The 26,984-nt window shown below is 74.0% G+C and carries 29 protein-coding genes and 1 pseudogene; 13 read left to right on the top strand and 17 right to left on the bottom strand.

Features of this window, described 5'->3' with window-relative positions; translation table 11 throughout:
* Positions 1–31: 31 nt before the first annotated feature.
* Complete coding sequence (locus I4I81_RS23130; RefSeq protein ID WP_225924665.1) at positions 32–685, top strand: class I SAM-dependent methyltransferase; 654 nt, start codon at positions 32–34, stop codon at positions 683–685.
* Here the strand turns inward: I4I81_RS23130 and I4I81_RS23125 are convergent.
* The 5 genes from I4I81_RS23125 to I4I81_RS23105 all read right to left on the bottom strand — a co-directional run bounded on the left by I4I81_RS23125 (position 665) and on the right by I4I81_RS23105 (position 4,081).
* On the bottom strand, positions 665–2,029 hold the full coding sequence (locus I4I81_RS23125) for an amidase (protein ID WP_218605498.1): 1,365 nt from the start codon (positions 2,027–2,029) through the stop codon (positions 665–667). The genes I4I81_RS23130 and I4I81_RS23125 overlap by 21 nt on opposite strands.
* A gap of 27 nt (positions 2,030–2,056) precedes the next feature.
* Positions 2,057–2,611 carry a hypothetical protein gene (locus tag I4I81_RS23120; protein WP_218605496.1) on the bottom strand — a complete coding sequence of 185 codons (555 nt, stop codon included), beginning with the start codon at positions 2,609–2,611 and terminating at the stop codon, positions 2,057–2,059.
* A gap of 8 nt (positions 2,612–2,619) precedes the next feature.
* Entirely contained in the window at positions 2,620–3,375 is a 756-nt protein-coding gene (locus tag I4I81_RS23115) for a hypothetical protein (RefSeq protein ID WP_218605495.1), read from the bottom strand.
* A gap of 267 nt (positions 3,376–3,642) precedes the next feature.
* Complete coding sequence (locus I4I81_RS23110; RefSeq protein WP_218605494.1) at positions 3,643–3,867, bottom strand: DUF1905 domain-containing protein; 225 nt, start codon at positions 3,865–3,867, stop codon at positions 3,643–3,645.
* 22 nt (positions 3,868–3,889) lie between these two features.
* The gene (locus I4I81_RS23105) at positions 3,890–4,081 is read right to left on the bottom strand and encodes a hypothetical protein (protein ID WP_218616332.1); all 192 of its coding nucleotides are present in this window, start codon (positions 4,079–4,081) and stop codon (positions 3,890–3,892) included.
* On the opposite strand from I4I81_RS23105, the gene I4I81_RS23100 reads away from it, so the two are divergent.
* Positions 4,082–4,255 (top strand): hypothetical protein, encoded by a 174-nt coding sequence (locus I4I81_RS23100; RefSeq protein ID WP_218616331.1) that lies wholly within the window; start codon positions 4,082–4,084, stop codon positions 4,253–4,255.
* 39 nt (positions 4,256–4,294) lie between these two features.
* Positions 4,295–5,407, top strand: coding sequence for an MFS transporter (locus I4I81_RS23095; protein WP_218616330.1), 1,113 nt, complete (start codon positions 4,295–4,297; stop codon positions 5,405–5,407).
* A 216-nt stretch (positions 5,408–5,623) separates the two neighbouring features.
* On the opposite strand, the gene I4I81_RS23090 is transcribed toward I4I81_RS23095, so the two are convergent.
* The 4 genes and pseudogenes from I4I81_RS23090 to I4I81_RS23075 all read right to left on the bottom strand — a co-directional run bounded on the left by I4I81_RS23090 (position 5,624) and on the right by I4I81_RS23075 (position 8,463).
* The gene (locus tag I4I81_RS23090) at positions 5,624–6,445 is read right to left on the bottom strand and encodes an oxygenase MpaB family protein (protein ID WP_218606161.1); all 822 of its coding nucleotides are present in this window, start codon (positions 6,443–6,445) and stop codon (positions 5,624–5,626) included.
* A 211-nt stretch (positions 6,446–6,656) separates the two neighbouring features.
* Positions 6,657–6,878, bottom strand: a pseudogene (locus tag I4I81_RS23085) (ArsR/SmtB family transcription factor); the annotation flags it as partial.
* Positions 6,875–7,096 (bottom strand): SRPBCC family protein, encoded by a 222-nt coding sequence (locus I4I81_RS23080; protein ID WP_218606160.1) that lies wholly within the window; start codon positions 7,094–7,096, stop codon positions 6,875–6,877. The pseudogene I4I81_RS23085 and the gene I4I81_RS23080, both read right to left, overlap by 4 nt.
* A gap of 104 nt (positions 7,097–7,200) precedes the next feature.
* Positions 7,201–8,463 (bottom strand): M18 family aminopeptidase, encoded by a 1,263-nt coding sequence (locus I4I81_RS23075; protein ID WP_218616329.1) that lies wholly within the window; start codon positions 8,461–8,463, stop codon positions 7,201–7,203.
* An 18-nt stretch (positions 8,464–8,481) separates the two neighbouring features.
* Here I4I81_RS23075 and I4I81_RS23070 point away from each other — a divergent pair, with 18 nt between their 5' ends.
* Positions 8,482–9,876, top strand: coding sequence for a GMC family oxidoreductase (locus tag I4I81_RS23070; RefSeq protein WP_226363522.1), 1,395 nt, complete (start codon positions 8,482–8,484; stop codon positions 9,874–9,876).
* A 219-nt stretch (positions 9,877–10,095) separates the two neighbouring features.
* On the opposite strand, the gene I4I81_RS23065 is transcribed toward I4I81_RS23070, so the two are convergent.
* Positions 10,096–10,488: a nucleotide triphosphate diphosphatase NUDT15 gene (locus tag I4I81_RS23065; RefSeq protein WP_218616328.1), complete on the bottom strand. Its 393-nt coding sequence runs from the start codon at positions 10,486–10,488 to the stop codon at positions 10,096–10,098.
* Between the two features lie 46 nt (positions 10,489–10,534).
* Between I4I81_RS23065 and I4I81_RS23060 the strand changes: the two genes are divergently transcribed.
* The 3 genes from I4I81_RS23060 to I4I81_RS23050 all read left to right on the top strand — a co-directional run bounded on the left by I4I81_RS23060 (position 10,535) and on the right by I4I81_RS23050 (position 14,064).
* Positions 10,535–11,458, top strand: a complete 924-nt coding sequence (locus tag I4I81_RS23060; protein ID WP_218605932.1) for an ABC transporter substrate-binding protein — start codon at positions 10,535–10,537, stop codon at positions 11,456–11,458.
* A 10-nt stretch (positions 11,459–11,468) separates the two neighbouring features.
* On the top strand, positions 11,469–13,451 hold the full coding sequence (locus I4I81_RS23055) for a M3 family metallopeptidase (RefSeq protein ID WP_218605931.1): 1,983 nt from the start codon (positions 11,469–11,471) through the stop codon (positions 13,449–13,451).
* Positions 13,452–13,512: 61 nt separating this feature from the next.
* The gene (locus tag I4I81_RS23050; protein ID WP_218616327.1) at positions 13,513–14,064 is read left to right on the top strand and encodes a TIGR03086 family metal-binding protein; all 552 of its coding nucleotides are present in this window, start codon (positions 13,513–13,515) and stop codon (positions 14,062–14,064) included.
* A gap of 101 nt (positions 14,065–14,165) precedes the next feature.
* Here the strand turns inward: I4I81_RS23050 and I4I81_RS23045 are convergent, their stop codons facing one another.
* On the bottom strand, positions 14,166–15,299 hold the full coding sequence (locus I4I81_RS23045; protein ID WP_218616326.1) for a benzoate/H(+) symporter BenE family transporter: 1,134 nt from the start codon (positions 15,297–15,299) through the stop codon (positions 14,166–14,168).
* A 50-nt stretch (positions 15,300–15,349) separates the two neighbouring features.
* On the opposite strand from I4I81_RS23045, the gene I4I81_RS23040 reads away from it, so the two are divergent.
* On the top strand, positions 15,350–15,901 hold the full coding sequence (locus I4I81_RS23040; protein ID WP_218616325.1) for a helix-turn-helix domain-containing protein: 552 nt from the start codon (positions 15,350–15,352) through the stop codon (positions 15,899–15,901).
* Positions 15,902–16,152: 251 nt separating this feature from the next.
* Here the strand turns inward: I4I81_RS23040 and I4I81_RS23035 are convergent, their stop codons facing one another.
* From I4I81_RS23035 to I4I81_RS23025, 3 genes are all read right to left on the bottom strand, one after another.
* The gene (locus I4I81_RS23035) at positions 16,153–17,130 is read right to left on the bottom strand and encodes an MsnO8 family LLM class oxidoreductase (protein WP_218616324.1); all 978 of its coding nucleotides are present in this window, start codon (positions 17,128–17,130) and stop codon (positions 16,153–16,155) included.
* 176 nt (positions 17,131–17,306) lie between these two features.
* Positions 17,307–19,193, bottom strand: a complete 1,887-nt coding sequence (locus I4I81_RS23030; protein WP_218616323.1) for a primary-amine oxidase — start codon at positions 19,191–19,193, stop codon at positions 17,307–17,309.
* A 3-nt stretch (positions 19,194–19,196) separates the two neighbouring features.
* Positions 19,197–20,600: an APC family permease gene (locus I4I81_RS23025; protein WP_218616322.1), complete on the bottom strand. Its 1,404-nt coding sequence runs from the start codon at positions 20,598–20,600 to the stop codon at positions 19,197–19,199.
* A gap of 224 nt (positions 20,601–20,824) precedes the next feature.
* On the opposite strand from I4I81_RS23025, the gene I4I81_RS23020 reads away from it, so the two are divergent.
* The 3 genes from I4I81_RS23020 (at position 20,825) to I4I81_RS23010 (ending at position 23,269) form a co-directional block, all read left to right on the top strand.
* On the top strand, positions 20,825–22,234 hold the full coding sequence (locus tag I4I81_RS23020) for an APC family permease (RefSeq protein ID WP_226363521.1): 1,410 nt from the start codon (positions 20,825–20,827) through the stop codon (positions 22,232–22,234).
* Positions 22,231–22,977 (top strand): IclR family transcriptional regulator, encoded by a 747-nt coding sequence (locus I4I81_RS23015; protein WP_218616320.1) that lies wholly within the window; start codon positions 22,231–22,233, stop codon positions 22,975–22,977. Before I4I81_RS23020 ends, I4I81_RS23015 begins: the two co-directional genes overlap by 4 nt.
* Before the next feature lie 94 nt (positions 22,978–23,071).
* Positions 23,072–23,269 carry a hypothetical protein gene (locus tag I4I81_RS23010; protein WP_218616319.1) on the top strand — a complete coding sequence of 66 codons (198 nt, stop codon included), beginning with the start codon at positions 23,072–23,074 and terminating at the stop codon, positions 23,267–23,269.
* Between the two features lie 46 nt (positions 23,270–23,315).
* On the opposite strand, the gene I4I81_RS23005 is transcribed toward I4I81_RS23010, so the two are convergent.
* Positions 23,316–24,008: a hypothetical protein gene (locus I4I81_RS23005; RefSeq protein WP_218616318.1), complete on the bottom strand. Its 693-nt coding sequence runs from the start codon at positions 24,006–24,008 to the stop codon at positions 23,316–23,318.
* A gap of 313 nt (positions 24,009–24,321) precedes the next feature.
* On the opposite strand from I4I81_RS23005, the gene I4I81_RS23000 reads away from it, so the two are divergent.
* Positions 24,322–24,984 carry a response regulator transcription factor gene (locus tag I4I81_RS23000; RefSeq protein ID WP_226363520.1) on the top strand — a complete coding sequence of 221 codons (663 nt, stop codon included), beginning with the start codon at positions 24,322–24,324 and terminating at the stop codon, positions 24,982–24,984.
* Positions 24,985–25,137: 153 nt separating this feature from the next.
* Complete coding sequence (locus I4I81_RS22995) at positions 25,138–25,410, top strand: GlsB/YeaQ/YmgE family stress response membrane protein (protein WP_218616316.1); 273 nt, start codon at positions 25,138–25,140, stop codon at positions 25,408–25,410.
* Between the two features lie 58 nt (positions 25,411–25,468).
* Here I4I81_RS22995 and I4I81_RS22990 read toward each other — a convergent pair whose 3' ends face one another.
* Positions 25,469–25,864 (bottom strand): DUF4870 domain-containing protein, encoded by a 396-nt coding sequence (locus I4I81_RS22990; RefSeq protein WP_218616315.1) that lies wholly within the window; start codon positions 25,862–25,864, stop codon positions 25,469–25,471.
* A gap of 24 nt (positions 25,865–25,888) precedes the next feature.
* Positions 25,889–26,953 carry a histidinol-phosphate transaminase gene (gene hisC / locus I4I81_RS22985; protein ID WP_218603595.1) on the bottom strand — a complete coding sequence of 355 codons (1,065 nt, stop codon included), beginning with the start codon at positions 26,951–26,953 and terminating at the stop codon, positions 25,889–25,891.
* Positions 26,954–26,984: the final 31 nt, after the last annotated feature.

Here is a 26,984-nt window from a genome sequence, read left to right as displayed (position 1 = left end):
CGGATCGTCGGGGAAGAGGAGCGTCGGCGGCATGACGAAGACGCACGGGGACATGACGGACCCGAACATGTTCACCCAGGCGGCCTGGGAGGAGCGCTACGGCGCCCGCGACGAGCACCGGCACGGCATCTGGAGCGGGCAGCCGAACGCCCAGCTCGTGGCGCAGGTCGTCGACCTGCCCACCGGTCGGGCCCTCGACGCAGGGTGCGGCGAGGGGGCCGACGCGATGTGGCTCGCGCAGCAGGGTTGGCGCGTCACGGGCGTGGACTTCTCCCGTACCGCGCTCGACCGGGCGCAGGCCCGCAGCGCCGACGTCGAGTGGCGCCATGAGGACCTGACCGTCTGGACGCCGGACGAGGGGGCCCACGACCTGGTCTCCGCGCAGTTCGTCCACCTGCCCGGGCTGCTGGACCTCTACGCGCGGCTGGCCACCGGTGTCGCGCCGGGCGGGTCGCTGCTGATCGTCGGCCACGACCCCACCGACGACGCCGGGCACCACCGCCCGCACGTCCCCGGCATGTTCTTCACCGCCGACGAAGTGACGGCGATACTCGACCCGCAGCGGTGGGAGGTGCTCGTCGCCGAGGCCCGCCCGCGGGCCGCCCGGACCCACGAGGGCACGGAGTTGACCGTCCGCGACATCGTGGTGCACGCCCGGCGCCGGTCAGAGGTCGGGACGGCGTAGCCCCACCTGCGTGGCCTGCTCGAACGCGTGCCCCACCTGCAGGGCCAACAGGTCACCGCGGGGCGGTCCGACGACCTGCAGCCCGACCGGCAGCCCGTCCGGGGTGAAGCCGGCGGGCACCGACAGCGCGGGCAGCCCGGCCGCCGAGATCAGGTACGCCGAGGCCATCCAGTCCAGGTAGTGCGGGTGCGGCACGCCGTCGACCTCGACGGGGTGTTCGAGCGCGGCGTCGAACGGGGGCACCTGCGACACCGGCGCCAGCAGCACGTCGTAGCGGCCGAAGAACGCGCGGACGCGGTGGAAGAGAGCGGCGCGGGCGAGCTCGGCGCGGGCCAGGTCGTCGCCGGTGAGGCGGCGGCCGTCGTCGATGTTGGCGGCGAGCGCGGCCTTCACCCGGTCGCGTCGCGGGCCCATTGTCGCCGCGAACTGCCAGGCCCGCAGGGTGCGGAAGACCTCGTCGGCGCCGGTGAGGTCGGGGCAGGCCGGTTCGATGTGCGCCCCCAGGTCGGCGAACACGGCGGCGGCCGGGGCGAGCGCGGCCGTCACCACCGGGTCGACGGTGACCGCGCCGCCGAGCGTGGGGGCCCAGGCGACGCGCAGGCCGGTGAGGTCGCGGTCGAGCGGGGCGGCGAACGTCGAGCCGGGCACGTCGAGGGAGACCGGGGAGCGCGGGTCCGGCCCGGCCAGGACCGAGAGCAGCAGTGCCGCGTCGGCGACGGTCCGGGCCATCGGCCCCTGCACGCCCATCGTCGCCCAGGGCAGTGCCGACGGGTACGACGGCACGCGGCCGGGGGAGGGGCGCAGGCCGACGACGTTGCAGAACGACGCGGGGTTGCGCAGCGAGCCGCCCATGTCGGAGCCGTCGGCCAGCGGGTGCATGCCGGCCGCCAGTGCGGCCGCCGCGCCGCCGCTGCTCCCACCGGCGCTCCGGGAGTGGTCGTAGGGGTTGGCGGTCGTGCCGAACACCGGGTTGAACGTGTGCGAGCCGGCCGCGAACTCCGGCACGTTGGTCTTGCCGATCGTGATCGCCCCGGCGCCGCGGATCCGCTCGATCACCAGCTCGTCGGCGTCGGGGATGAAGTCGACGAGCAGCGGCGAGCCGAACGTCGTGCGGATCCCGGCCGTCAGATGGGTGTCCTTGTGCGCGATCGGCAGCCCGTGCAGCGGGCCGACCGGGTCCCCGGCGGCCAGCCGCGCGTCGGCGGCGTCGGCCTCGGCCAGCGCCCGCTCCGGGACGCGCGTGACGACGGCGTTGACGCGGCCGTCGACCTCCTCGATCTGCTCGAGGTGCGCCGTGACGAGTTCGCGCGCGGAGACCTCCCGGGCCCGCAGTGCCCGCGCCATCTCCCGCGCGGTGCGGTGGACGAGCACTCAGTCGAAGTGCGGGTGCGGGTCGCGCCCTGCGGTGCGCAGGAAGCGGTCGCGCCACGACACGTGCGGGGGCATGGGTAGCAGCGGCTCGCCGAACACGCGGCGCTCCCGCCACTCCGCGGCCTGCGGGTCGGTGATCTCCCACAGCGGGCGCGCCAGCTCCTCGGGCAGGGGGCAGGCCGTGGAGCCCAGGTAGAACGCGATGTCGTGGGCGAGGAAGCAGCGGGTGATCGTGGCGAGCAGCAGCTCGTCGGCGTCGATCCGCCCGGCGCGGGCGGCCTCGACCGCCTCGTCGGCGAGCCGGGAGAGGACGGGGTGCGGCTCCGAGCCCAGCTCGACCTCCGGGAGGCCGGCGAGGCGGGCCTCGTCGCGGGCGTGTCGGGCGACCGACTCTCGAATCGTCCGCGGCTCGTCGCCGACCCGCATCGGGGGCAGGACGATCTTGCCCTCACCGGGCTTGATGCGTCCCAGCACCTCGACGAGCATGCGCTCGGCCATCACGAACAGGTCTGTCACCAGGGACAGATCGGGACTGCGGGTCGTCGTCGGCGCCACGCCGGACATCATCGCCTCCGGATCACTCGCGTGGCAACGTCCGCGTGCCCGTTGCGGCGGCACCAGCTCAGGATGTAGCGGGCGTGCTCGCCGCACCAGCGGTAGACCACCGACGCGGGGACCGTCGGCTCGACGTGCTCGCCGCGCTTCCAGATCAGCTCGCCGAGGTACTCGCGGCCGATCTTCGCCGCCGTGTCGTAGCGGACGTTCGCGGCCTCCGCCAGCGTCGCGTGGCTGACGGCCCGGCCGGACGCGATCGCCCCCGCCATCCGCGCGGCGGTTCTCCCGCGGCCGCGGGAGAACCAGTCGTGGATGTGCGGTCCCGGTGGCGCCTCCAGCGGTGGGCGCGCGATCGGGGGGCCGCCGGTGCCCGCTCCGCCCGCCACCTCGCGGATGATCTCGAACAGCGGCTGCGGCCCGGCCGACTTCCGGTAGATCCCGCGGACCTCCTCATGCGCGAGCACCTCCTCCAGGTGGTCCTGCTCGGCGCCGTGGCCCTGCGTCGCCATGACGACGGGCGCGGGCCGGTCGGCGTCGCGGAGGATCGCCAGCACGTCGAGGCCGTCGAAGGAGAACTCGTCGGCCGAGTTCCACAGAAGATCGGAGACGACGATGTCGTGGCGGAGCCGTCCGCGGACGGCTGCGGAGACCTGCTCGCGGTCCTGCGCGACGGTCACCGTGCCCGCCGGGAACCGCGCCGCGAGCGCCGGTTGGATGATCAACGCGAGCGGCGACGCCACCAGGATCCGCAGGGCCTCGTCCACGATGCAAGATCTTGCACACGTACCGGCGGTACGGGCAAGAAGGACGCGGAACCGGCGATGGTCCGCCCAGTTCCCCTCTCCACCGGGCGGCCTGGTTGAGCGCAGGATCAACGGGTCCGACGACGGCATCGCCCGCGGGCGGCCCGTGCCCGGGCCGGCGGCGGGTGGTCTTCGAATCCGGAGGGGTTGGGACACGGGGGCCGTCGCGAGCCGGCCCCCGTCGAACCCCCGTCGCCCTTCAGCCCCGCAGCTCCTCGGTCACCTTCGTCACGCGGCGGGCACCTCGACGGTGCGCGGTTCGGTATCGAGCTCGAGCTCGACGTCCACCTCGTCCCCGGCCGCGACGCCCGCCGCCGTGCGGTGCTCGGCGGACAGCGGGACGAACGACCGCCCGCCCATCGGACCGATCGTGCTGCGGTAGCGGTACCCGGCGACGCTCACGTGCACGGCCGGACGCTTCCCGCCCATCTCGATGGTGGCGCGGAACCTCATCCGGGCAGTGTGCCGCGCCCGGTCAGCGCGAGGTGGCGGTCGTGCACGACGCGCCGTCGGGCACCGGTCGTGCCGCGCGGTAGATGCCGAGCTCGCGCCACCCCGCCATGTCCGCCGTGCCCTCGTGGAGCCTGCGGGCCGGTTCCTCGCCGAGCGGGTCGGGCAGGTCGAGACGGGGGCGCGGGCGATGACGAGCTGCCACAGGTGGTGCCACGTGGGGGTCGTCACCGGTGTCGTCGAAGCGGTCGCGGCGACCTCGTCCATGAACGAGGAGGAAGAACTCGGCTGCTCGGATCACGCCGCTGACCGTGCTCCGTTCAGCGGCCGGTTCCTGACCGAGATGAAACAGGTTGCGGCCGGTCCTAACCTTCTGCGCATGCCCGGTTGACGTTCCCTACCGCCCCGCGCCCGAACGCTCGCCCGCCGCATGCTCGGCTGGGCGCTGCTGTCCGACGCCGTCGCGCTGTACCCGCTGTACGCGCTGCTCTTCTCCGACACCGGCCTGTCCGACGCCGAGATCTCTCTGCTGTTCGCGACCTGGTCGGTCGTCGGGATCGTCGCCGAGGTGCCCACCGGGGCACTCGCCGACCGCTTCTCGCGGCGGACCAGCCTCGTCGCGTCCGGCGTGCTGCAGGCGGCGGGGTTCGCGCTGTGGACCGCCGCGCCCGGCTTCGGCGCGTTCGCCGCGGGGTTCGTCCTGTGGGGGCTCGGGGGTGTGCTCGCGTCCGGGGCGCAGGAGGCCCTGCTCTACGACGGGCTCGCCGCGGCGGGCGCCGAGCAGCACTACGCCGGCGTCAACGGCCGCATCTCCGCGGCGGAGCTCGCCGGGCAGGTCCCCGCCGCCGGGCTCGCGACCCTGCTGTTCCCGCCGGGCGGGTACGCGCTGGTCGGGTGGGTGAGCGTGGCGACCTGCCTGGCTGCGGCGCTCGTGGCGTCGACGATCCCGGAGGCGCCACGGACCGGCGGGACCGACGGGGACGAACCCGGCTACCTCGCCACCCTGCGTGGCGGGCTGCGGATCGCCGCGTCCCGGCCCGGCGTGCCGGGCGTCGTCGCCGCGGCCGCGCTGGCCACCAGCATCGACGGCGTCGAGGAGTACTTCCCGCTGATCGTCGCGGCGTGGGGGGTGCCGGTGGCGCTCGTGCCGGTGGCCGACCTGCCGATCGTGCTGGGCGGGATCGTCGGGGCCGCGCTCGCCGGGCGGGCCACCGGGCTGCGGGCGGGGTGGCTCGCGGCGCTGCTTGCCGTGTCGATGCTGGTGTTCGCCGGGGCGGGGCTCGTCGCGAAGCCGGTCGGGATCGTCGGCGTCGTGCTGTTCTACGGGGGCTACCGCGCGGTGCTCGCCGTCACCGACGCCCGGATGCAGGACCGCATCGACTCGTCGTCGCGCGCGACCGTCACGTCGGTGGCGGGGATGGGGGCCGACGTCGCGACGATCGGGCTCTACGCCCTGTGGGCGGGCGGTGGGATCGCGGGGGTGGCGGCGTTCGGTCTGGTGCTCGCGGTGCTGCTGCCGCTCCTGCTGCGAGCCCGCCCCTGACCCTCGAAACCCCGCGAGTCGCCGTTCTCCAGCCCGCGAGTCGCCGTTCTCCAGCCCGCGAGTCGCTGTCTTCAGGCCCGCGAGTCGCTGTTCTCCGGCCATCGAGTTGCGGTTCCTGACCTGGAGCCCGCGTCAGGATCGGCATGAGCGCAGCGACTCGGGGGCGGAAATCAGGCGACCCGCGGGCGCGGAAACAGCGACTCGCGGGGCGGTGGGTCAGGAGGGAAGGCCGCGGACCAGGCGACGAGCACGTTCGATGTCCGGCGGCGCCGGGACGTCGGGCAGGACACCGGTGGCCGTGCGCAGGGCGCGCAGCGCGATCGTCGCACCGATGTCGGTGGTGGGCAGCCCCGGCAGGCCGTAGCAGCGCCGCGCCCAGCGGGGGAGGGTGGCGACCGCGAGCGTCGCGATCGTCGGCATCGCGATCTTCACGGCCCGGGGCGCCCGGCCCTTGGGGGCGAACAGGTTCATGGTGGCGCGGCGGGCCTCGTCGGTCATCCGCATGTCGGGGCGGCGGATCTCGTAGTAGGCGTGCATCTCCTCCAGCGACGACGGGGCGTCGATGAGGCCGACGACCCGGGCCGCCCGCACGCTCTCGGCGAGGTACCGGTCGGCGTCGATCGTGTCGACGAGCCCTGCCCGCAGCGCGATGTGCGCGTAGGACTCGACCTCCGTGGCGTGTACCCACAGCAGGTTCGCGGGCTCGTCGAGGCGGAAGATCTCACCGGTGTCGGGATCGAACCCGCGCAGGCCGGCGTGCAGCTTCCGCACGCGCGCGGCCACCCGCTCCACGTCGGCGGTCGAGCCGAACGTGCGCGTCCCGACGAACTCGACGGTGCGCTGGAACCGCGCCCACGCCTTCGCCGGGTCGAACAGTGCCGAGTTCTGGTACGTCCCGCGCATCACCCGTGGTTCCAGTGACTGCAGCAGCAGTGCCCGGAACCCGGCCACCCACATCACCGGCTCGATGTGCACCCGCCACGTGACGGATCCCGGTCCGAAGAGTCCGAGGTCCTCCTCGACGAGTGCTGTGGTCATGCACTCCATGATGCGTCGGTGCGCCGGAATCAGCGCGCCGAATCCCGCCGCCACCCCATGACGGGGCAGAAGGAGCGACTCGCGGGCGGAGATGTAGCGACTCGCGGGGTTCAGTCGGGGACTCCGCGGCCTCCTTGATCGACTGCAGTCTGTGGTCCCAGGTGGTGGCCAGCGCGGTGAGCCAGCGGGCCGATGCGTCGAGCGGTGCCCGCTCGACGCGGTAGCGGACCTCGCGGCCGGCGCGCGCCCCCGTCACCAGCCCCGCCGCCTCCAGCACCTGCAGGTGCTTGACGACGGCCTGGCGCGACACCGGCAGTCGACCCGCCAGCGTCGTCGCGGTGGCGTGCCCGGCGTCGGCGAGGGCGTCGAGCAGATCGCGCCGGGTGGGGTCGGCCAGTGCCGCCAGGACGGCGCCGACGACGTCGGTGCTCACTGCTCCTGGGCGCGCTGCTTCGCCGCGGCGAGCTCCGGCTCCCAGCCCTTCCCGTTGCCCTCGACGTCGATGCCGGCGACCGATTCGCCCTCGACGACCCGCAGCAGCGTGCCGCCGTCGCGCTCGCTGAGGAAGAACTCGACGAGCGGGCCGTCGACCGGTTCCTGTCCGGGGCCGCCGCCCCGGAACGTGACGTGCCGAGCGGCGTCGGACGACACCGGCAGCACGGAGAAGCGCCCGTACGCCGGCAGGTCGACGTACGGCCTCCTCCCGGGACTGATCTGCCACCCGAGAGTTGCACGTGCCCGCTCCTGGAGCAGCCTCAGGGTTGCAGATCTGTGAGGAACGCGGTGGCCGCGGCCGCGAGGAACGCCGGGTCGCGCACCCCGCACAGCTCACGCGCGGAGTGCATCGACAGCACCGGGATCCCGACGTCGACGGTCCGGATCCCCAGCCGCGTCGCCAGCAGCGGGCCGACGGTCGTGCCGCACGGCACCGTGTTCTTCCCGACGAACACCTGCGTCGGCACTCCCACGTCGCGGCATGCGCGCCGCCACGCCGCCGCACCCGGGGCGTCGGTCGCGTAGCGCTGGTTGGCGTTGACCTTCAGCGCCGGGCCCTGGTTCGGCACGCTGCGGTGGCCGGGGTCGTGGTGGCCGAGGTAGTTGGGGTGCGCCGCATGCGTGACGTCGACGGAGAGGCAGCGCGACGCCGCGAACGCCGCGCCGCGGGCGTCGAAGCCGCCGGCGAGGCGGGTCAGCACGGTCTCCAGCAACGGGCCCGACGCGCCGGTGGCCGAGCCGCTGCCGATCTCCTCGTGGTCGAAGCCGACGAACACCGGGATGACGCCCGGCGTGCCGGCTGCGGCGAGCAGCGCGCCGATCCCGGCGTGCACGGAGGCGAGGTTGTCCAGCCGCGGGGCGGCGAGCAGTTCCTCCTCCTCACCCAGGCGTGCGGGCGGCACGACGTCGTGGACGACGAGGTCGTGCGCCGCGATCTCGTCCGCGTCGACGCCCGCCTCCCCGGCCAGGAACTCCAGCAGGTCGCCCTCGGCGGGCGCGCCGAGGCCCCAGACCGGCAGCAGATGGTGCTGGGCGTCGAGATGCAGGCCCTCGGAGTTGACACCGCGGTCGAGGTGGATCGCCAGCTGCGGGACGCGCAGCAGGGGGCGGTGGACGTCGACGAGGACCGTCGACCCGTCGTAGAGGGCGAGGCGCCCGGCGAGGCCGAGGTCGCGGTCGAGCCACGAGTTCCACAGCGCCCCGCCGTAGACCTCGACGGCGACCTGGCGCCACCCGCCCGCGCCGACGTCCGGGTTCGGCTTGACCTTCAACGTCGGCGAGTCGGTGTGGGCGGCGAAGATCCGCATCGGGGTGCCGGGCGTCGCGCCCTCCGGCACCGACCAGGCCAGCACCGTGCCGTCGCGGACGAGGTAGCGCCCGCCCGGTCCGTCGGTCCACGGTCCCGCCTCGGGCTGCTCGACGAAACCGGCCGCCGCCAGACGCCGGACCGCCTCCGCGACCGCGTGGTACGGCGTCGGCGACGCGACGATGAAGTCGGCGAGATCCTGCGCGAGGTCGTCCACCCGGTGCATCCTGCCGGGGTGCGGGACGTCGTGGTGGTGGGGGGCGGGTCGGCCGGCTGCGCGCTGGCCGGGCGGCTCGGTGCGCGGGCGACGCTGCTGGAGGCCGGTCCGGTCTCCTTGCTCCCGGAACTGCTCGACGCGACCTCGCTCGCCGCCACCGCCCCCGACCACCCGCGGAACTGGGCGCACGACGTGCTGCTGCGCCCCGGGCAGTCGGCCGTCGTGCCGCGGGGGCTGGGTCTCGGCGGGTCGAGCGCGATCAACGGGGCCAACTGGGTGCGCGCCACCCGTGCCGAGGCCTGGGGCCCCGGTTGGACGTGGGATGACCTGCTCCCGTTCTACGAGCGCTCCGAGCGCGACGACCGGCACGGCACGACCGGCCCGGTGCCGGTGCAGCGCCCGGCGGGGGATCTCCTGCACCCCGCCGCCTCCCGATTCTGCGGCGCGGCGCTGCGGCTGGGCTTCCCGGCCGAGCCGGACAAGAACGCGGGTGCGGCGCCGGGGGTCGGGCTCGTGCCGAGCAACAGCGTCGACGGCGTGCGGATCAGCGCGGCCATGGCATACCTGCGGGACGCGGTGCTGCTGCGGGCCGACGGTTCGGTCCTCCGGCCGTCGAACGCGGGCTCGGCCGTCGGCGGACCGTCGGTGCGCGGCGAGGCCCCCGTCGACCGGATCCTGTTCGACGGCGACCGGGCGCGCGGGGTGCTCCTGACCAGCGGCGAGGTCGTCGAGGCGGGGGAGGTCGTGCTGGCGGCCGGGGCCGTCGGGACGCCGCGGCTGCTGCTGCGCTCCGGGATCGGGCCGGGGCTGCGCGTCGACCTCCCCGTCGGCGTCGACTTCACCGACCACCCCGCCGTCTTCCTCCCCTTCGTCGACGCCGACCCGCCCGCGCACCCGCACGCACCGGGCAGCCAGGTGGCGCTGAACTGGGATGCGGGCGCCGACCCCGCGGGCGACGTCGAGGTGCTCGCGTTCGTCCGCCCGTTCTCCCCGGGCGGTCCGCTGCACCTGATGTGCGCGCTGCAGCACCCGGACAGCCGCGGTCTCCTGACGCTGGACCGGATCGAGTACCGCTACCTGCGCACCGAGCACGACCGCCGCCGCCTGCGCCACGCGATCCGCACCGCGGCCGAGCTGCTGCGTGCCGGGGTCGGCACCCGGGTGGAGCCCGAAGGTGGGGTGCTGGGCAACGACCGCACCCTCGACGCATGGATCGCCGACCACCTGACGACATCGGTGCACCTGTGCGGCACCGCCGCGATCGGGCGGGTCGTGGATCCCGAGCTGCGGGTGCTCGGCGTCGAGGGGTTGCGGGTGGCCGACACGTCGGTGCTTCCGACGGTGCCGCGGCGGGGGCCGTCGGCCACGGCCGTCGCGATCGGGGAGCGGGCGGCGGAGCTGATCGGCCGGTAGGGGCGAGGACATCGTGCGGCCGGACGCCTGCGGGACGATCAGCGACTCGGGGGCGGGAAAGCAGCGAGTCACGGGCGGGAAACGCACGACTCGCGGGCGGAGATGTCGCGACTCGCGGGCGGAGATGTCGCGACTCGCGTAGGGGTCGCCGCCCCCACCCCGCGAGTCGCTGCTTCTCCGCCCCCGAGTCGCTGTTCTCCTCCCCCCCCGAGTCGTTCCTCAGCGATCCAGGAACCGGCGCAGCGGGGCGAACAGGTCGTCGCGGGCGCGGAGCTCGTCGGGGGTCCACCACGCCAGCTCCGAGGCCTTGTCCGGCTCCGCCACCCGCGCCCGCCCGCCGGTCACCGTGCAGCCGACGAACAACGTCACGTAGTGCCGGCCGATCTCGGGCATCGGGTCGTCGGTGAACCCCAGCCGGGCGTCGGCGACGACCGTCAGCCCGGTCTCCTCGGCCACCTCCCGCACCGCGGTGGCCTCGGGCGACTCCCCGAACTCCTGGTGCCCGCCCGGCAGCCCCCACGTCCCGGCTCCGTGCGCGCCGCGACGGCACAGCACCAGCCACCGCTCCCCGTCGGCCACGACCGCTGCCACTCCGACCCGCACCTGCGTCATGGCCGAAGTATAGGTAGGTTGCCCTTAGTTCATCAGAGGAGTGGGAATGCGTCAGCGAACGGCGGCAGTGGCCGCACTGGTGGTTGCTCTCGCGGTGAGTGCCTGCAGCGGCCCGACGACGGAGTCCGAACCGGCGGGGGAGACCCGCAGCGTCGTCCACGCCCGGGGCACGGCCGAGATCGTCGGCACGCCCGAGCGCGTGGTCGTGCTCGACACCGGTGAGCTCGACTCCGTCCTCGCGCTGGGCGTCACGCCGGTGGGGGCGGTCGAGCCCCTGGCCGGAGCCGGACTGATGCCCTACCTGGGCGAACGCACCGCGGGCATCGAGATCGTCGGCACCATCGGGGAGCCCAACCTCGAGGCGATCGCGGCTCTCGCACCCGACCTGATCCTGTCCAGCGAGGTCCGCCACGCCGACCTCTACGACCAGCTCTCGGCCATCGCGCCGACGGTCTTCGCGGAGACCGTCGGCGTCGTCTGGAAAGAGAACCTGCGCCTGGCCGCCGACGCGCTCGGGGTGCCGGATGAGGCCGACCGGCTGCTCGCCGGGTATTCCGCCAAGGCCGCCGCGACCGGCAGCGCGTTCGGCGATCCGTCCGCCGTCGCGGTGAGCATGATCCGTTTCACCGACGGCACCGTGCGGCTCTACGGCACGGGCTCGTTCATCGGCACCCTCCTCGCCGACTCCGGGTTCGCGCGGCCGGTGGAGCAGCAGGCGGACGAGGTGTTCGTGGAGGTCTCCGCCGAGCAGCTCTCCCTAGCCGACGGCGACCTGCTCTTCTACGGCGCATACGGCGCGGAGGGCGCCGAGGACCTCACCGCAGCCACCGCGGGCCCGCTGTGGTCGACGCTCCCCGCCGTCGCGCAGGGCCGGGCGCACGAGATCGACGACGACCTCTGGTACCTCGGGATCGGCCCGATCGCGGCCGGTCAGGTGCTCGACGAGCTCGCTGCCCACGCGCCCGCCTAACGTGGAGGACATGTCGGCCGATCCGTTCCTCGCCCCCAGCCCGCTCCCGCTCGGCTACCCCGATCTCGACGCGGTCCGCGAGGAGCATTTCGGGCCCGGGTTCGCCGCGGGGATGGCCGAGCACCGGGCCGAGGTCGACGCGATCACGGCGAACCCCGAACCGGCGACGTTCGCGAACACCATCGAGGCGCTGGAGCGCGCGGGGGCCACGCTGCGCCGGGTCTCCGCGGTGTTCTTCACGTTGGTCAGCTCGAACAGCACACCGGGGATCCGGGCGATCGAGGCCGAGGTGGCGCCGCAGCTCGCCGCGCACGCCGACGCGATCACGCTCGACCCGGCGCTGTTCGCGCGGATCGAGGCGATCTCCCCGGACGGCCTCGACGGCGAGTCGTTGCGCCTGCTCGAACGCCGCCACCGCGACGCCGTGCGCGCCGGCGCCCGCCTCGGCCCCGACGAGCAGCGACGGCTGCGCGAGCTGAACGCGGAGCTCTCCGCCCTGTCGACGGAGTTCGGGGCACGCCTGCTCGCGGGCGCCAACGCGGCGGCCGTCGCGATCGACGACCCGGCCCGCCTCGACGGCCTCTCCGCCGACACGGTGGCCGCCGTCGCGGCACGGGGCGACCGGATCGCGCTCGTCCTCCCGACCGCGCAGCCCGCGCTGGCCTCGCTCGCCGACCGGGAGCTGCGCGAGCAGCTGTACACGGCGTCGATCACCCGGGGGGCGCACGGCGACGAGCACGACACCCGCGAGATCGTGCTGCGCACGGTCGCGCTGAGGGCCGAGCGGGCCGCGCTGCTCGGGCACCCGCACCACGCGAGCTGGGTCGTGGAGGTGGGCACCGCGGGGTCCGTCGAGGCCATCGACGAGATGCTGGCGAAGCTGGTGCCGGTGGCCGCCGCCAACGCCCGGGCCGAGGCCGCGGAACTGGCCGCCGCCGCGGGTCACGCGATCGAGCCGTGGGACCGCGCGTTCCACGCCGAGCGCCTGCGCAAGGAGCGCTTCGACCTCGACTCCGCGGCGCTGCGCCCGTACCTCGAGCTGGAGCGCGTCCTGCACGCCGGCGTGTTCTTCGCCGCGGGGAAGCTCTACGGCCTGACGTTCACCGAGCGGTGGGACCTCCCGCTGCACCACCCCGACGTGCGGGTCTTCGACGTCGCCGACGAGGACGGACCGCTCGGGCTGTTCGTCGCCGACCTCTACGCCCGCGATTCCAAGCGCGGTGGCGCGTGGATGAACAGCTTCGTGACGCAGTCGCAGCTGCTCGGCACGCGACCGGTGGTCCTCAACACGCTCAACATCGTCCGGGGTGAGCCGACGCTGCTGACGATCGACGAGGTCCGCACCCTGTTCCACGAGTTCGGGCACGCGCTGCACGGCCTGCTCTCCGACGTGCGGTACCCGACGTTCTCCGGGACCGGCGTGCCGCGCGACTTCGTCGAGTACCCGTCGCAGGTCAACGAGATGTGGCTGGAGGACCCGGAGGTCCTCGCGAACTACGCCCGCCACCACGTCACGGGCGAGCCGCTGCCCGTCGGGCTGGTGGAGCGACTGCGGGAGGCGCGGCGGTTCGGCGAGGGAACGGCGACCACCGAGTACCTGGCCGCCACCCTGCTCGACCTGGCCTGGCACCGCCTCGGCCCGGACGCCCACGTCGACGACGTGCTCGCCTTCGAGGCCGACGCCCTGCGCGACGCCGGGGTCGACGTCCCGAGCGCGCCCCCGCGGTACCGGTCGACCTACTTCAACCACGTGTTCGGCGGCGGCTACAGCGCCGGGTACTACTCCTACATCTGGAGCGAGGTGCTCGACGCCGACACCGTCGAGTGGTTCGCCGAGAACGGGGGCCTGACCAGGAAGAACGGCGACACGTTCCGCCGTGAGCTGCTTTCCCGCGGCGGGGCCGTCGATCCGATGGAGGCCTACCGTGCCTTCCGGGGCCGCGACCCCGTGCTCGCCCCGCTGCTGGAGCGGCGGGGCCTGGCCGCCGGATGACCGATGAGTCGGGGTCGCGGCCGTCGTCCCACCGCTGACGTCCCCGAACCGAGGAGTGCAGATGAGCGACCAGGCCGACCGCTACCGCCGGATCGCGGCAGGGTTCACCAGGAGGGTGGAGGCCGTGCCCGCGCAGGCGTGGGACGCCCCGGCGCCGTGCGAGGGCTGGGTCGCCCGCGACGTGGTGCGCCACCTCGTCGAGTGGCTCCCGGGGTTCTTCGTGGAGAGGTGGGGGCTCGACGCGGCCCCCATCCCGTCCGTCGACGACGACCCCGCGGCCGCCTGGGCGGCGCTCGACGCCCTGCTCCGCACGGCGCTGGCCGACCCCGCCGTCGCCGACGCCGAGCGAGACACCCCGATGGGCCGGAACTCCTTCGCCGCGACGCTGGACATGATCGGCACCACCGACGTCTTCCTGCACACCTGGGACCTCGCCCGCGCGACCGGCGGCGACGAGCGCCTCGATCCCGACGAGGTGCACCGGCTCTACGAGGGCATGCTCCCGCTCGACGAGATGCTGCGCACGAGCGGCCACTACGGCCCGCGGGTGCCCGTCCCGGACGACGTCGACGAGCAGACGAAGCTGCTCGCGTTCATCGGGCGGACGCCGTAGCTCGGGCCCCGGCCCCGGCCCCGGCCCCGGCCCCGGCCCCGGCCCCGGCCCCGAATGGCAGTAAAGCCACCTTGCCGCCACGAGACGGCAGCAAGGTGGCTTTACTGCACTGCCCGGCGCCGGCGCAGCAGCGTCATCGCCGCCCCGGCCAGCAGGCCCCAGAACGCCGATCCCAGCCCGAGGAACGCGACTCCGGCGGCCGTCACCACGAACGTGACGGCCGCGGCCTCGCGGCCCTCGACGTCGGCCACGGTCGCGGCCAGCGACGACGCCAGCGCCCCGAGCAGCGCGAGCCCGGCGACGGCCTCGATCAGCACCGGCGGCGACGCCACGACCACCGCCGTCGCGAGCCCGGCCCCCAGCCCGAGCACCGCCAGCCCCACCCCGTTGACGACGGACGCGATCCACCGCCGCTCCGGCACCCCGGCCTCCGGGCCCGCTGCCAGCGCAGCGCTGATCGCGGCCAGGTTGACGGCGTGCCCGCCGAACGGGGCTCCCGCGACCGTCGCGATCCCCGTGGCGGCCAGGATCGGCCGCAGCGGCGGCCGGTAGCCGAACTGCGCGAGCACCGCCATCCCCGGCACGTTCTGCGAGGCCATCGTGACGAGGAACAGCGGCAGCCCGATCCCGACGAGCGTCGGCACGTCGAAGGTCGGGGGCGTCCACACGATCGACGGCGCCCCTCCGACGACCGCGGGCCCGGTCGCGACGATCAGCCCGACGGCCACGACGAGAGCCGCCGGCACCGCCCACGCCCGGGCGAACCGGCCGACCAGCACCCACACCACGACCACCGGCGCCGCCAGCAGCGGTACCTCCGCGATCGCCCGCACCGGGGCCAGGCACAGCGGCAGCAGCACCCCGGCGAGCATCGCGCCGGCCACGTGCGGCGGGATCGCGGCCACCAGGCGGGCCAGCGGGGGCACCAACCCGGCGACGACGATCAGCCCGCCGCACAGCAGGAACGCACCGACGGCTGCCGGGAAGCCCCCCGCCGGTGTGTCCGCCGAGATCAGCAGCGCCGCACCGGGCGTCGACCAGGCGATGCTGATCGGCATCCGGTACCGCAACCCGAGCACGACGGCGACGATCCCGGACGCGATGCACACCGCCAGGAGTCCGGACGCCGCCTGCGCCTCGTCGGCCCCCGCCGCGCGCAGCCCCGACAGCACGACGGTGAACGCACCCGCGAACCCGACCAGTGCCGCGACGATTCCGGCCAGGAACGGTTGCACATGCCACCTCCAGAGTCGTTCCGTTTACGGAACGATGCGACGATAACCCGATGCCGGGCGCCGAGGACGATCGACCCGCTCTGACGGAGAGCACCGGCATCGGCGCGCGCGTGACCGCCCTGCGCACCGACCGGGGACTGTCGCTCTCGGAGCTGGCCCGGCGCGCGGGGATCGGGAAGGCGACGCTGTCGGGCCTGGAGTCCGGCACCCGCAACCCCACGCTGGAGACCCTCTACGCGGTGACGAGCGCCCTCGGCCTCCCGCTCACGGCGCTGGTCGCGGCCCCGGGACCGGTCCGCGGATCGGCGGCGGAGATGGCTCTGCTCCGCGTGTTCGACGACGGCCCGGTCACCTACGAGCTCTACCGCATGCACCTGCCCGCCGGCGCCGCCCAGACCTCCCCGGCCCACCACGCGGGAGTCACCGAGCACGTCACCGTGTTCGCGGGTGTCCTGGAGGCGGGCCCGGAGAGCGCCCCCCGGAGAGCCGGCCCGGGAGACCACCTGGAATGGGCGTCGGACGTCCCCCACGGCTACCGGGCCGGCCCCGACGCCGACGTCCACGCCAGTCTCCTGATCCGCTACCCCCGCCCGACCCCCTGACCCACCCCGCGAGTCCCCCGGTCCCCGCCCGAGAGTCCCCCGATCCCACCCCGCGAGTCGCTGGTTCCCCGCCTGCGAGTCGCTGGTTCCGCGCCTGCGAGTCGCGCGTTCGCAGCTGTCGCGCCCACCCGCGCCGAGACGCCGCCTCGGCAGCCGTGTGGCACGTCCGTTCGCACCACAGGCCGGCCCGGCGTACGCGGACCGCCGACTCCCGAGACGGAACGGCGGACCCGGTGGCCAGGGGGCGCGGGTCAGGGGCGTCGGGCCCAGAGCCGGGCGAGGCGGGTGTCGGACTCGCGCAGGGCATCGCGGTCGAACGTCGAGGTGGAGGCGAGCAGTTCGTCGGCTCCGGTGTGGGCGAGCAGTTCGTCGAGCCGGGCCGACACCGTCGTCTCGTCACCGGCGATGGTGCGTCCCACCGCCGCGTCGACGACCTCGCGCTGCCGCGCCGTCACCGGCCGCTCGACATCGACGGGCTCCAGCGCCGGGAACGCGCCCGTCGTGCGGGCCGCGGCCAGCGCCCACGCCTCGGGGATCGCGAGCTCGTGAGCGGCGCCGACGGAGTCGGCCACCAGCACGTCGAGCGAGACGACGACGTACGGCTCCGCGCCGGCCGCACGTGCCCGGGACCGGTAGTCGGTGATGCGCTCACCGGCGGCGGAGTCGTCGAGGACGGGCCCGCCCAGCACGACCGGCAGTCCGGCGTCCCCGGCCACGGCGAGGCCGCGTCCGGTGGCCAGCACGAACACCGGTGGCGGGTGGTCGAGCCGGGGCCGGGCGGTGACGGGGGCGCGGCCGTCGAGGTAGGAGCGCAGCTCGGCGAGGTCGTCGGCGAAGGTGTCGGCACCGTCGCTGCGCAGCGCTTCCCGCACCGGCGCGGTGAACCCGAGCGATCGCCCGACGCCCAGGTCGATGCGGCCGGGGAACAGCGCTTCCAGCATCGCGAACTGCTCGGCGACGACGAGGGGCTGGTGGTTGGGCAGCATCACCCCGCCCGAGCCGACGCGGATCCGCCCGGTGCGCGCGGCGACCGCGGCCATCAGGACGGGCGGGCTGCCGCTCGCGACGCCCGGCACGGCGTGGTGCTCGGCGACCCAGAACCGGTGGTATCCCAGCGCCTCCGCCTGCTCCGCCCGCTCGACGGTGTGCCGCAGCGCGGCCCCGTCCGGCTCACCGGCGCGAGTACGGGAGCGGTCGAGGAGCGAGAGCCGGACGGACGTGGGCGACACGCTGCGTGAACGCGGCCGCGGCGGGGGACATTCCGCAGGACTCACGGGCGCGACTCGGGGGACTCACGGGCTCGGGAACAGCGACTCGCGGGCTGGGAAACAGCGACTCGCGGGGGAGGTGGGGCCGGGGAGCCCGATCCGTCGGTTCCGGCGGATCGGGCTCCCTGTGGGGCGTCCTAGCTGCAGTGCTTCCCCCCGCTGCTCGGGACGTCGAGGGTGGGGTTGCGGTCGAAGAAGCCCACCGGCTTGAGCGTGAAGCCGGTGTGGTCGACGGGCATCACCGGCCAGTCCTCCGGGCGGGGGAAGTGGGTGGTGCCGAACGTGTGCCACACGACGATGTCCTCGCCGTCGACCGGGCGGTCGGCCGCCACCCACGCCGGCAGGCCCGCACCGCCGGGGTTCTGGTTCACGAAGTCGCCGGCCGGGTAGCGCTGCGCCGGGTCGTACTGCGTGACCCACAGGTGCTTCGTCGCGAACGTCGCGCGCGAGTGGATCGACGACGCCTCGTCGGCCAGCATCGCCGGGCGGCCCTCCGGGATCAGCGCGTACCCGACGTCCTGGCCGAGCGCGTTCTGGACGTCCGGGTTGACGATGTGCCAGGTCCGCCCGACGGAGGTGTCGGCGAGGCGCTGGGCGTCCGACTCCGAGGTCAGCCGCGTCCGGGCCTTGCGGAACGCGTTGCCGTACGGGTTGTCCGGGCCCATCGGGACGCGCTGCGCCTGCACCTCGTCGACGGCGTTCGCCACCCCGTCGACGGTCATGTCCAGACGTGCGGAGAACAGGTGCTGGTGGAACGGCGCCATCAGACCGGGCGCGACCTCCGTGGCGTACTCCGACGGCGCGGCCGCGGTGAACACGATGCCGGTGGCCTTGACCTCGAGCTGGATGGTGCCGTCGAGGTAGAGGTACCAGTAGAAGCCGTAGTCGTAGTTGCCGATCGGGGTGAAGAACGAGAACACCATGCGGCGCTGGCGGCGGGTCTCCGCGCTGCCGGTGAACAGGTCGGAGTGCTTCCAGAGGACGCCGGTGTCCTCCTCGTGCATGCAGATCGCGTTGGTGATCGTCTTCGGGCGGCCGAGGTCGTCGGCGATCACGGCGTCGAGGTAGTGGATCTCGCCGAGGCAGTCGCAGCCGAGCTGCAGCGAGTCGGCGTAGCGGGCGAACATGTACTCGCCGCAGTCGAAGTAGTTCTGCCAGAAGCGCACCGGAGCCGGGTCGGCGTAGGGCACCACCATCTCCGCGACCGACGCCCGGTAGACGACCGGTCGCCCGTCGAAGCTGATCTGGTGCAGGGTCAGGCCCTCGCGCTCGTTGAACCCGATGCGCAGGTCCCACTTCTCCCAGCGCACCCGGTTGCCCTCGACGGAGAACGACGGGCCCTCGGGCTGGGTGATCTCGATCGGCTTGAGCGTGGTGCGGGGCTCGCCGACGAACGCGGGGTCGTCGAAGTTGCCCGACGTCGCGGGCACCGGCACGGGCCCGGTGTCGATCACGCGGTCGACGGAGCGGCCGGTGAGGTCGACGTAGGCGACGAGCCCGTCGATCGGGTGCGCCCAGGGATGGTCCTTCTCGTGGTCCTGCTGGAACCCGAACGCGCGCACGATCCGGCGCCCGACCTCCCCGGGGATGTCGTAGGCCCCGGCCGAGAGCGGCACGGCGCGCACCGACTCCGGCGCGATGCCCCGGGCCTCCAGCGCGGCGAGCCAGGCGGGCCCGGCGTTGAGGATCTCCTCGATCATCTCGAACTCGGTGTCGATGATCGGCGGCTGGCCGTCGACGGGCGGGTCGAGCTCGCGCGAGAAGACGACGTCGCCGCTGGTGGCGGACACGACGGTGTCGAACGAGCGACCCGTGGCGATGTCGAGCAGGACCGCGCGGAAGCGGCGTTCGGACGCGGTGCCGTCGAGCACGGCCGACTTGGCGGGCTCCTCGGGGGCGAAGAACGCGAACCGGACGGTCTCGCCCAGCAGTCCGGCGTCGACGAGCGCGGTGCGGACGGCGTCGACCTCGGCGGCGGTCGTCAGCTCCAGCGGATGGGTGGTACGGGTCTCGGCGAGGGTCATGGGTCAGTGCCTCCCAGGTGAAACGGGTGCGACGGTCGGGACGGGACGGGCCGACCAGACGGCTCCGGCGACGAAGAACACGACCAGCACGGAGCCGATCGCGGTGGCGAGTCCGGCGGACCCACCGATCAGAGTGGAGAAGTTGGAGATCGTCAGCCAGAGGCAGACGAGAAGTCCGGCCAGCCCGAGCCCGGGCGCGACGACGGTCTGCCACGGCCTGTGGTCGATCCGGGTGCGCCGGAAGAACACGAGGACGGCCAGGCAGGTCAGCGCCATCAGCGCCAGTACGCCGAGCGTGGCCGTGCCGGCCATCCAGGCGAACACCTGGGTCACCGGGTCCATCCCGGCGAGCGCGAACACGGCGACGAACACGAGCGCGGTGCCGGACTGGGTGAACGACGCGATGTGCGGCGAGCCGTGGACGGCGTGGCTGCGCCCGCAGGCCGTGGGCAGCGCACCGGTGCCGCCGAGCGCGAAGATGTACCGCGCCAGGACGTTGTGGAACGACAGGATCGCGGCGAACAGGCTGGTCACGAGCAACACCTGCGCGATGTCGCCGCCGACGGTGCCGAGCGTGTCGGTGATCGTCGTCAGCAGCATGTTGCCCGGGTCGGCCCCGGCCTGCGCGACGGCCTCGGTGTCGCCCCACGCGGACACGACGGCCCACGCCGAGAGCGTGTAGAACGCGCCGATCAGGACGAGCGCGAGGTAGGTGGCGCGGGGGATGGTGCGCTCCGGGTCGACGGCCTCGTCGCGGAACACCGCGGTGGCCTCGAACCCGATGAAGCTGGCGATCGCGAACATGATCGCGACGCCGACCGAGCCGGAACCGATCTGCGCGGGCACGAACAGCGCGGCCGACGGCGTCGACCCGGTGGTCGCGACGACGGCGTCGAACACCAGCACGATCGCCACCTCGGACACGAGAAGCACCCCGAGCACCCGGCTGGACAGCTCGATCCGCCGGTAGCCGAGCACCGCGGTGACGACCAGCGCGGCCACCGAGTACAGCCACCACGGCAGCGCGGGGCCGCCGTAGTTCTGGACGAGTCCGTCGAGGATCGCGCCGATGTAGCCGTACACCGCGAGCTGCACGGCGGTGTAGGTCGCCAGGGCCAGGAACGCGGCGCCCCAGCCGGGTGCACGCCCGAGCCCGCGCTCGACGTAGGAGTAGAACGCGCCGGCGTCGGGGACGTGCTTGGTCATCGCGCAGAAGCCGACTGCGAACAGCAGCAGCACCACCGAGCACAGCGCGAACGTGGCGGGGAACGCGGCGCCGTTGCCGATCGCGATGCCCAGGGGCACCGTTCCGGCGATGACGGTCAGCGGCGCGGCGGCCGCCACGACCATGAAGACGATGGAGCCGACTCCGAGTGAGCCGGTCAGGGTGTGCGTGCGGTCGGTCATGCGGGACCTCCGGGGACGGGTTGCGCAGCACCGTCCGCCTGCGTCCCGCCGCCCGGCAACGTCCGGGGGCCGCTCGCGCGAATCGCGCGCCGCCCGTTCCCACCGCCCGGGAACGCGATCGGCGGTTTTCTCATTCGGACGGTCGCCCTCCGCAGCACGCGGGGTCTAGCGTCCTACGCTGCGCCGACCTGCGGCGGAAGGCTCTACTCGTGAAGGACCGTCGCGTGCTCCACCTGCGTCACCGCTCCCCGGTGCACGGCCTGGACCGCCGCAACCTCGGCCCCGCCGAGGTGCTGGCGCAGTCCGTGGCCGGGGCCGCACCCGCGGCCGCGATGGCTACCGTGCCCGCGATCGTCGCGGCGACCGCCGGGCCCGGGACGCTGTGGTCGTTCGCCGTCGCGACGATCGTGGCGCTGCTCATCGGCAGCTGCATCGGCCAGTTCACTCGCCGGATGGCCGCGGCGGGGTCGCTCTACAGCCTGACCGCGCAGGGCCTCGGCCCCGCCGCGGCGTTCAGCTCGGGCGTGGCGCTGCTCGTCGGCTACGGCGTGCTCGCGATGGCGGCGATGACCGGCTCGGCGATCTACCTCGACGCGCTGGTCGCCCGGGTCGGCGGCACCGGGGGGTCACGGCCGGTGCTGGTGCTCGCCGTCTGCGTGCTCGCGGTGCTCGCGACGGGCGGGGTGCTCGTGCAGGTTCGGCTCTCCGCGCGGGTGGTGCTGCTCGTCGAGGCGGTGTCGATCACCGTGATGACGATCGTGTTCCTCGCGCTGCTCGGCGCCGACGCCCCCGCCGGCCCGCCGCCGCCCGATCCCGGCATCGGCGGGATCGCGGCCGGTGTCCTGCCCGCGCTCGGCGCGTTCATCGGGTTCGAGGCCGCCACGGCGATGGGCGTCGAGGCGCGCCGCCCGTTCCGGACGGTGCCGCGGGTCGTCACGTGGACGGCGGGTGCGGCCGGGGTCCTCTACCTGTTCGCCGCGTACACGCAGGTCACCGGCTTCGCCGCCGGTGGGCTGACGACCGCGCCCGAGCCCGTCCTGACGCTCGTCATGGCGCGGGGTGAGGCCTGGATCGCCGTGCTCCTCGACGTCGGCATCGCGATGTCGTTCGCCGCGTGCACGCTCGCGACGCTGGGCGCGCTGGTCCGGGTCGTGTTCTCGATGGCCCGCGACGAGATCGTGCCCGCCCGCCTCGGTGCCACCCATCCCCGGTTCCGCACGCCGCACGTCGCGATCGCGGTGGCGCTGCCGGTGGTCGCGGCCGTACCGGCCGGGCTGCTCGCGTCGGGGATGCCGGGGTCGCAGGTGCTGGCCGGGCTGCTCACCGTCGCCACCGCCGGGTACCTCGTCGCGTACCTGCTCGTCTGCCTGGCCGCGCCGCTGTTCCTGCGCCGGATCGGCGAGCTGACGCTCCCCCCCGTCGTCGTCACGGCGGTGGCGGTGCCGGTGCTGCTCGCGGTGCTCGTCGCGTTCGTGGTGTCGGCGTGGGGCGGGGCGATCCCGCTGGTCATCGGGCTGCTCGTGCTCGCGGGACTGTTCTGGCTGGGCTGGCTGCGGTGGCGCAGGCCCGCGCAGCTGGCCGCCATCGGGGCGTACGACGAGACCGTCGCCGACGACGTGCTGGCGCAACGGTGACCGATCCCCTCCCGCTCTCCGGACGCCAGCCGCGCGCGGTGCGCAGCGCGCTGGCGGTGCTGGAGGAGGTCGTGGCCGCGGGGCCGGGGGTCACGGCGAAGGAGATCTCCGCGGCGCTCAAACTGCCCCAGGCGACGACCTACCGGCTGCTCAACCTGCTGGTGGGGGAGGAGTACCTGGTGCGGCTGCCCGACCTGCGCGGGTTCGCGCTCGGCCGCCGCGCCGCCCGCCTCGCGCTGCCGGTGGTGGCGCAGCCGCCCGCGGCCGCGCGCGCGGTCGTCGAGCACCTGCGCGGGATGGTCCGCTGGGGGGTGCACCTCGCGTCGTTCCGTGGCGCCACGCTGACGCTCGTCGATCCCGACCCGGACCACCCCCCGACGGAGTCGGCGGTGCTCGCGCGATACCCGCACGCGTCGGCGCTGGGGCGGTTGCTGCTCGCCGACCAGGCCGACTGGCGCGCACTGGCCCGGGACCTGCGCCCGCTCACCGCGCACACCGTCACCGGCGGGTCCGACCTCGACGCCCGGCTGGGCGAGGTGCGGGCGTCGGACCTGGCCCGGCAGTGCGGCGAGCTCAACGCCGACAGGGGCTGCCTGGCCGTGCCGATCCGGGACCCGGCGACCGGTGAGCTCGTCGCTGGGCTGGCCCTGTGCGGGCCCGCGGCGCGTGTGGCGGAGCCCAACGACGAGCTCGTGCGGCTGCTGCGCGAGCACGCGGAACGGCTCGTGCCGTTGCTGGCCTGAAACCGGCTGAGGTGCTCCGCCTCCCGCCACTAGGCTGACCCGATGATCTCCTGATCCGCCACCGCTGCCGTCGCCCACTCCACCGGAGGTCGTCATGTCCGAGAAGCCCAGTACGTCCGAGCCCGAGAACACCGACGGCGTCGAGACGCCGGAGGAGCCGGAGGCCCCGCTCAACCGCGCCGACCGCCGCAAGAGGGCCCGCACGCCCGCACAGCCCGGCCACGTCGGCCCGCAGGGCGACCCGGTCCGCGGCACCCGCGGGCCGCGCCCGCACAGCAAGCGCGCGATCTGACCGCACCCGTCCCGCCCGTTGGGGAGCGCCGGGCGGGACGGGTGCGTCAGTAGCCGTATCCGCTGTCGGCGGGCGGCACGGCGCCGCCGGTCAGCTGCACGTCGGCGGCGGGTTCCGGCGCGCGAGGCGGTTCCCCGTTGACGGGCGCGGGCACCGTCGGTCCGGTCGGACCGGGCTCCGGGACCACGCCGTCGCTCACCGTGGTGAGCCGGGCCGGGGCGTTCGGGGTCGTCCCCCCGAACCAGCCGGCGGCAGCGGCGCCCACGACGACCATCGCGACGGCCACCAGCGCACCCGTCACCAGCATCCGTACCGGGCGCCGCGTCGGGGGCGGGTCCGGGGCGAGGAGATGCAGCACGGTCGTCGGGGTCTCGTCGGCCGTGGGGTCGGCGAGGACGTCGTCGTCGACGGCCCGCCGCGGCACGTGGTCGGCTGCGGTGTGCTGGGCCGGGAGCCCGGGCAGGTCGATCGGCCCGGTGCGCTCTGCCGGCGACTCGTCGTCGACGGGGGACTGCCGCATCCGGGTGTCGGTGGGCGGGGTGGGCACGCGGTCGGCCGCAGGCCGGCGCGGACGCCGGAGGTCCGGCTCGGCCCGGGTCGCCGTCGTCCGCGGGGGCGCGGTGAGGACGGCGTGCCGGCCCGTGGACTCCACCGGGGCGGCACGCTCGGCGCTGATGCGGGCGATCAGCTCGGCGGTGGTCTCCGAGCGACCGACCTCAGCGGAGGGTTTCCGTCGCATGGGTCGGAACAGTAGGAAGATGACGCCCTGTGATCGGTGAACCTGAGAGGGAGGGTTGCGCGTACGCGCCAACAGGTCGTCGAGGAGCGCCGGAACGCGCTCGATCGCTACTCGGGTGGGTGTTCGGTACTCCGTTCGGCGTAGCCGGGTTCTCAGCTCTGCGTCACGATGACCGTGCCGACGGGTGATATCGCTCCGTTAGCGGATTGTTACTCCGGTCGGGGATGAGGCAGAGTGACCGCCGATGCTCCCTGCTGCTCCCCCAGGGGGTGCGTCCACGTACGTGCCGGTCATTCCCCAGCAACGCGTGCCCGTGCCCCAGGTCGATCACGTCCTGCTGGCGCTGCTCCCGACGGCAGCGTCAGCCTCCGTGCTGCGCGCGTTGCGGGCCGACGGCGTCAGCGTCAGCCCCGTCGGCCACGGGATCGGCGTGCTCGACGCCATCCGCGCCCGTGACCCAGCGCTGATCGTCCTCGACGTGGAACTGCCCGGGCCCGACCAGGCCTCGGTGCTCGCCGCCGTGCAGAACGAGGCGCCGGGCGTCCCGGTCATCGCGGTCACCCCGCGTGAACGCCGGGCGGGCCTGCTGCACCAGCTCCGCGGCGACCGCGACGACTACGTGCTGCGGCCCTTCGCCGTCGACGAGCTCGCCGCGCGCATCCGCCTGCGGCTGCGGCTGGGCCCGGCGCTCGACCACGCGGTGCTCCGGCACGGGGAGCTCGTCGTCGACACCGAGTTCGGGGACGTCACCGTCGACGGTCAGATGGTCTCTCTCTCGCCCACCGAGTTCGCCCTGCTGATGGCGATGCTCGCCGACCCGGGGCAGGTCGTGTCGCCCGACCGGTTGGCGCGCGAGGTGTGGTCGGAGCCGGCGTCGGCCAACCTCGTGCAGGTCTACATCTCCTACCTGCGCCGCAAGATCGGACCGGAGCGGATCCGCACGGTCCGCGGTGCGGGGTACGTGCTGGAGCCCTGAGGTGTCGAGCAACGTTCGGCTGAACGGGTGACGTCGTTCCGATAACGCTTCGGTCGTGTCTGCCTTTCGGCGGGCCGCAGCGGGGCCGGTGGTGCTATCCAATGCGGACACGAGCAGAGATTGCCGGCTCGCTCACATCCGTCGGGAGAACACGTGATCATCAACATCATCCAGGCCATCATCATCGGCGCGATCCTCGGCTTCGTCGGCCGGCTGGTGGCGCCGGGCAAGCAGAACATCCCGATCTGGCTGACCATCCTGGTCGGCATCGTGGCCGCCTTCATCGGCACGTACATCGCCCGTCTGTTCGGCATCGCCGACACCAACGGCATCGACTGGCTCGAGCTGATCATCCAGATCATCGTGGCCGCGGTCGGTGTCACGGCCGTCGCCGGGATCTACGGCAAGCGCGGCGTCCGCAGCTGACATCCGCACGGCGAACGGCCCGGTCCCCCGAGGGACCGGGCCGTTCGTGTGTCCGGGATCAGCTGATCAGGCGAACGGTGAGGGGGTAGCGGAAGTCCTCGCCCTGCGACGCCTTGATCGTCGCCAGCACGACGCAGATGACGTAGAAGACGCCGTAGACGGCCAGGATCGCGAACCCGATCAGCACGATCGCCAGCAGCCACCCGACCGCGATGATGACCAGTGCGTTGAGCTGGAAGTTGAGCGACTCCACGGCCTGCCGCCGCACGAACGGCGACTGCCCGCCGCGCACCAGCAGCACGATCAGCGGGGCGATCAGGCCGAGCGCGACGTAGGCGGCGACGAAGCTGCCGATGTGGGCACCGACCGCCCAGTTCCGGTCCTCGGACGGGACGAGCTCGCCCGAGCCGGAACCCTGCGGCCAGGACGATCCGGGCGGTGGGTAGGAGCTCATGACCCCATTGAACCGCAGATCAGCTCACCGCGGGAACGTGATCGCCGCATCGAGGAACGCATCGTTCTCGGCCGGTGTCGAGACCGTGACCCGCACGCCGTCGGGATGGAACGGGCGCACCACGACCTTGTGGTCCAGGCAGTGGGCGGCGAAGTCGGCCGTGCGGTCACCGAGGGCGAGCCACACGAAGTTGGCCTGGGTCGGCGGCACCGTGAAACCGGCGGCGAGCAGGGCGTCGCGCACGCGCACCCGTTCGGTGACGACCTCGGCGCACGCCGCCAGCAGTTCGTCGGCATGGTCGAGGGCGGCGATCGCGCCGGCCTGCGCCACCGAGCTGACGCTGAACGGCGCGCACACCTTCCGCAGTGCGGTGGCGACCTCGGGGGAGGCGACCGCGTAGCCGACCCGCAGCGCCGCGAGCCGGTAGGCCTTGGAGAAGGTGCGCAGGACGACGAGGTTGGGGTGGGCGTCGATCAGGGACAGGCCGTCGGCGGCGTCCGGGTCGGTGACGTACTCGCGGTAGGCCTCGTCGAACGCGACGACCACGTCCGGGCCGACCGCGGTGAGGAAGGCCGCCAGCTCCGCCCGGGTGACGACGGTGCCCGTCGGGTTGTTGGGGCTGCACACCATCACCAGCCGCGTGCGCGGCCCGACGGCGGCGGCCATGGCGTCGAGGTCGTGGCGGAAGTCGTCGGTGAGCGGGACGGTGCGGGCCGTCGCCCCCCCGATCTGCGTGACGATCGGGTACGCCTCGAACGAGCGCCAGGCGAACACCACCTCGTCCTCCGGGTGCAGGCAGGTGGCCTGCACCAGCTGCTGGCAGATGCTCACGGAGCCGCACCCGGTGGCGATCCGCTCCGGCCCGACGCCGAGGGCCTGCGCGATGCGCGCCGTGAGACCGACCGTCGCGAGGTCGGGGTACCGGTTGCCGGCCGCGGCGGCCTCGGCGATCGCCGCGAGAACGGGGGCCGTCGGCGGGTGCGGGACCTCGTTGCTCGCGAGCTTGATCGCACCCGGGATCGTGCGGCCGGGGACGTAGGCGGGAAGGCCGGCGAGGTCGGCACGGATCGTGGTCACAAGGATCACCATAAGCCGCCCGGTCCGCCCGGACCGGGGGTGT

It is taken from the genome of Pseudonocardia abyssalis, from assembly GCF_019263705.2.
Lineage (GTDB): Bacteria > Actinomycetota > Actinomycetes > Mycobacteriales > Pseudonocardiaceae > Pseudonocardia > Pseudonocardia abyssalis.
The sequence above is the reverse complement of the archived record's forward strand: the minus strand, read 5'-3'. Positions and strand labels throughout refer to the sequence as shown.

What these genes read in the sequence shown, in the direction of transcription:
- I4I81_RS23065 (WP_218616328.1), bottom strand. Translation starts at nt 10,488, where the DNA reads ATGACGCAGGTGCGGGTCGGAGTGGCAGCGGTCGTGGCCGACGGGGAG.
- I4I81_RS23050 (WP_218616327.1), top strand. Translation starts at nt 13,513, where the DNA reads ATGAGCGACCAGGCCGACCGCTACCGCCGGATCGCGGCAGGGTTCACC.
- I4I81_RS23040 (WP_218616325.1), top strand. Translation starts at nt 15,350, where the DNA reads ATGCCGGGCGCCGAGGACGATCGACCCGCTCTGACGGAGAGCACCGGC.
- hisC (WP_218603595.1), bottom strand. Translation starts at nt 26,953, where the DNA reads ATGGTGATCCTTGTGACCACGATCCGTGCCGACCTCGCCGGCCTTCCC.
- I4I81_RS23125 (WP_218605498.1), bottom strand. Translation starts at nt 2,029, where the DNA reads ATGGCGCGGGCACTGCGGGCCCGGGAGGTCTCCGCGCGCGAACTCGTC.
- I4I81_RS23060 (WP_218605932.1), top strand. Translation starts at nt 10,535, where the DNA reads ATGCGTCAGCGAACGGCGGCAGTGGCCGCACTGGTGGTTGCTCTCGCG.
- I4I81_RS23095 (WP_218616330.1), top strand. Translation starts at nt 4,295, where the DNA reads ATGCTCGGCTGGGCGCTGCTGTCCGACGCCGTCGCGCTGTACCCGCTG.
- I4I81_RS23005 (WP_218616318.1), bottom strand. Translation starts at nt 24,008, where the DNA reads ATGCGACGGAAACCCTCCGCTGAGGTCGGTCGCTCGGAGACCACCGCC.
- I4I81_RS23130 (WP_225924665.1), top strand. Translation starts at nt 32, where the DNA reads ATGACGAAGACGCACGGGGACATGACGGACCCGAACATGTTCACCCAG.
- I4I81_RS23110 (WP_218605494.1), bottom strand. Translation starts at nt 3,867, where the DNA reads ATGAGGTTCCGCGCCACCATCGAGATGGGCGGGAAGCGTCCGGCCGTG.
- I4I81_RS23055 (WP_218605931.1), top strand. Translation starts at nt 11,469, where the DNA reads ATGTCGGCCGATCCGTTCCTCGCCCCCAGCCCGCTCCCGCTCGGCTAC.
- I4I81_RS22990 (WP_218616315.1), bottom strand. Translation starts at nt 25,864, where the DNA reads ATGAGCTCCTACCCACCGCCCGGATCGTCCTGGCCGCAGGGTTCCGGC.
- I4I81_RS23010 (WP_218616319.1), top strand. Translation starts at nt 23,072, where the DNA reads ATGTCCGAGAAGCCCAGTACGTCCGAGCCCGAGAACACCGACGGCGTC.
- I4I81_RS23025 (WP_218616322.1), bottom strand. Translation starts at nt 20,600, where the DNA reads ATGACCGACCGCACGCACACCCTGACCGGCTCACTCGGAGTCGGCTCC.
- I4I81_RS23090 (WP_218606161.1), bottom strand. Translation starts at nt 6,445, where the DNA reads ATGACCACAGCACTCGTCGAGGAGGACCTCGGACTCTTCGGACCGGGA.
- I4I81_RS23030 (WP_218616323.1), bottom strand. Translation starts at nt 19,193, where the DNA reads ATGACCCTCGCCGAGACCCGTACCACCCATCCGCTGGAGCTGACGACC.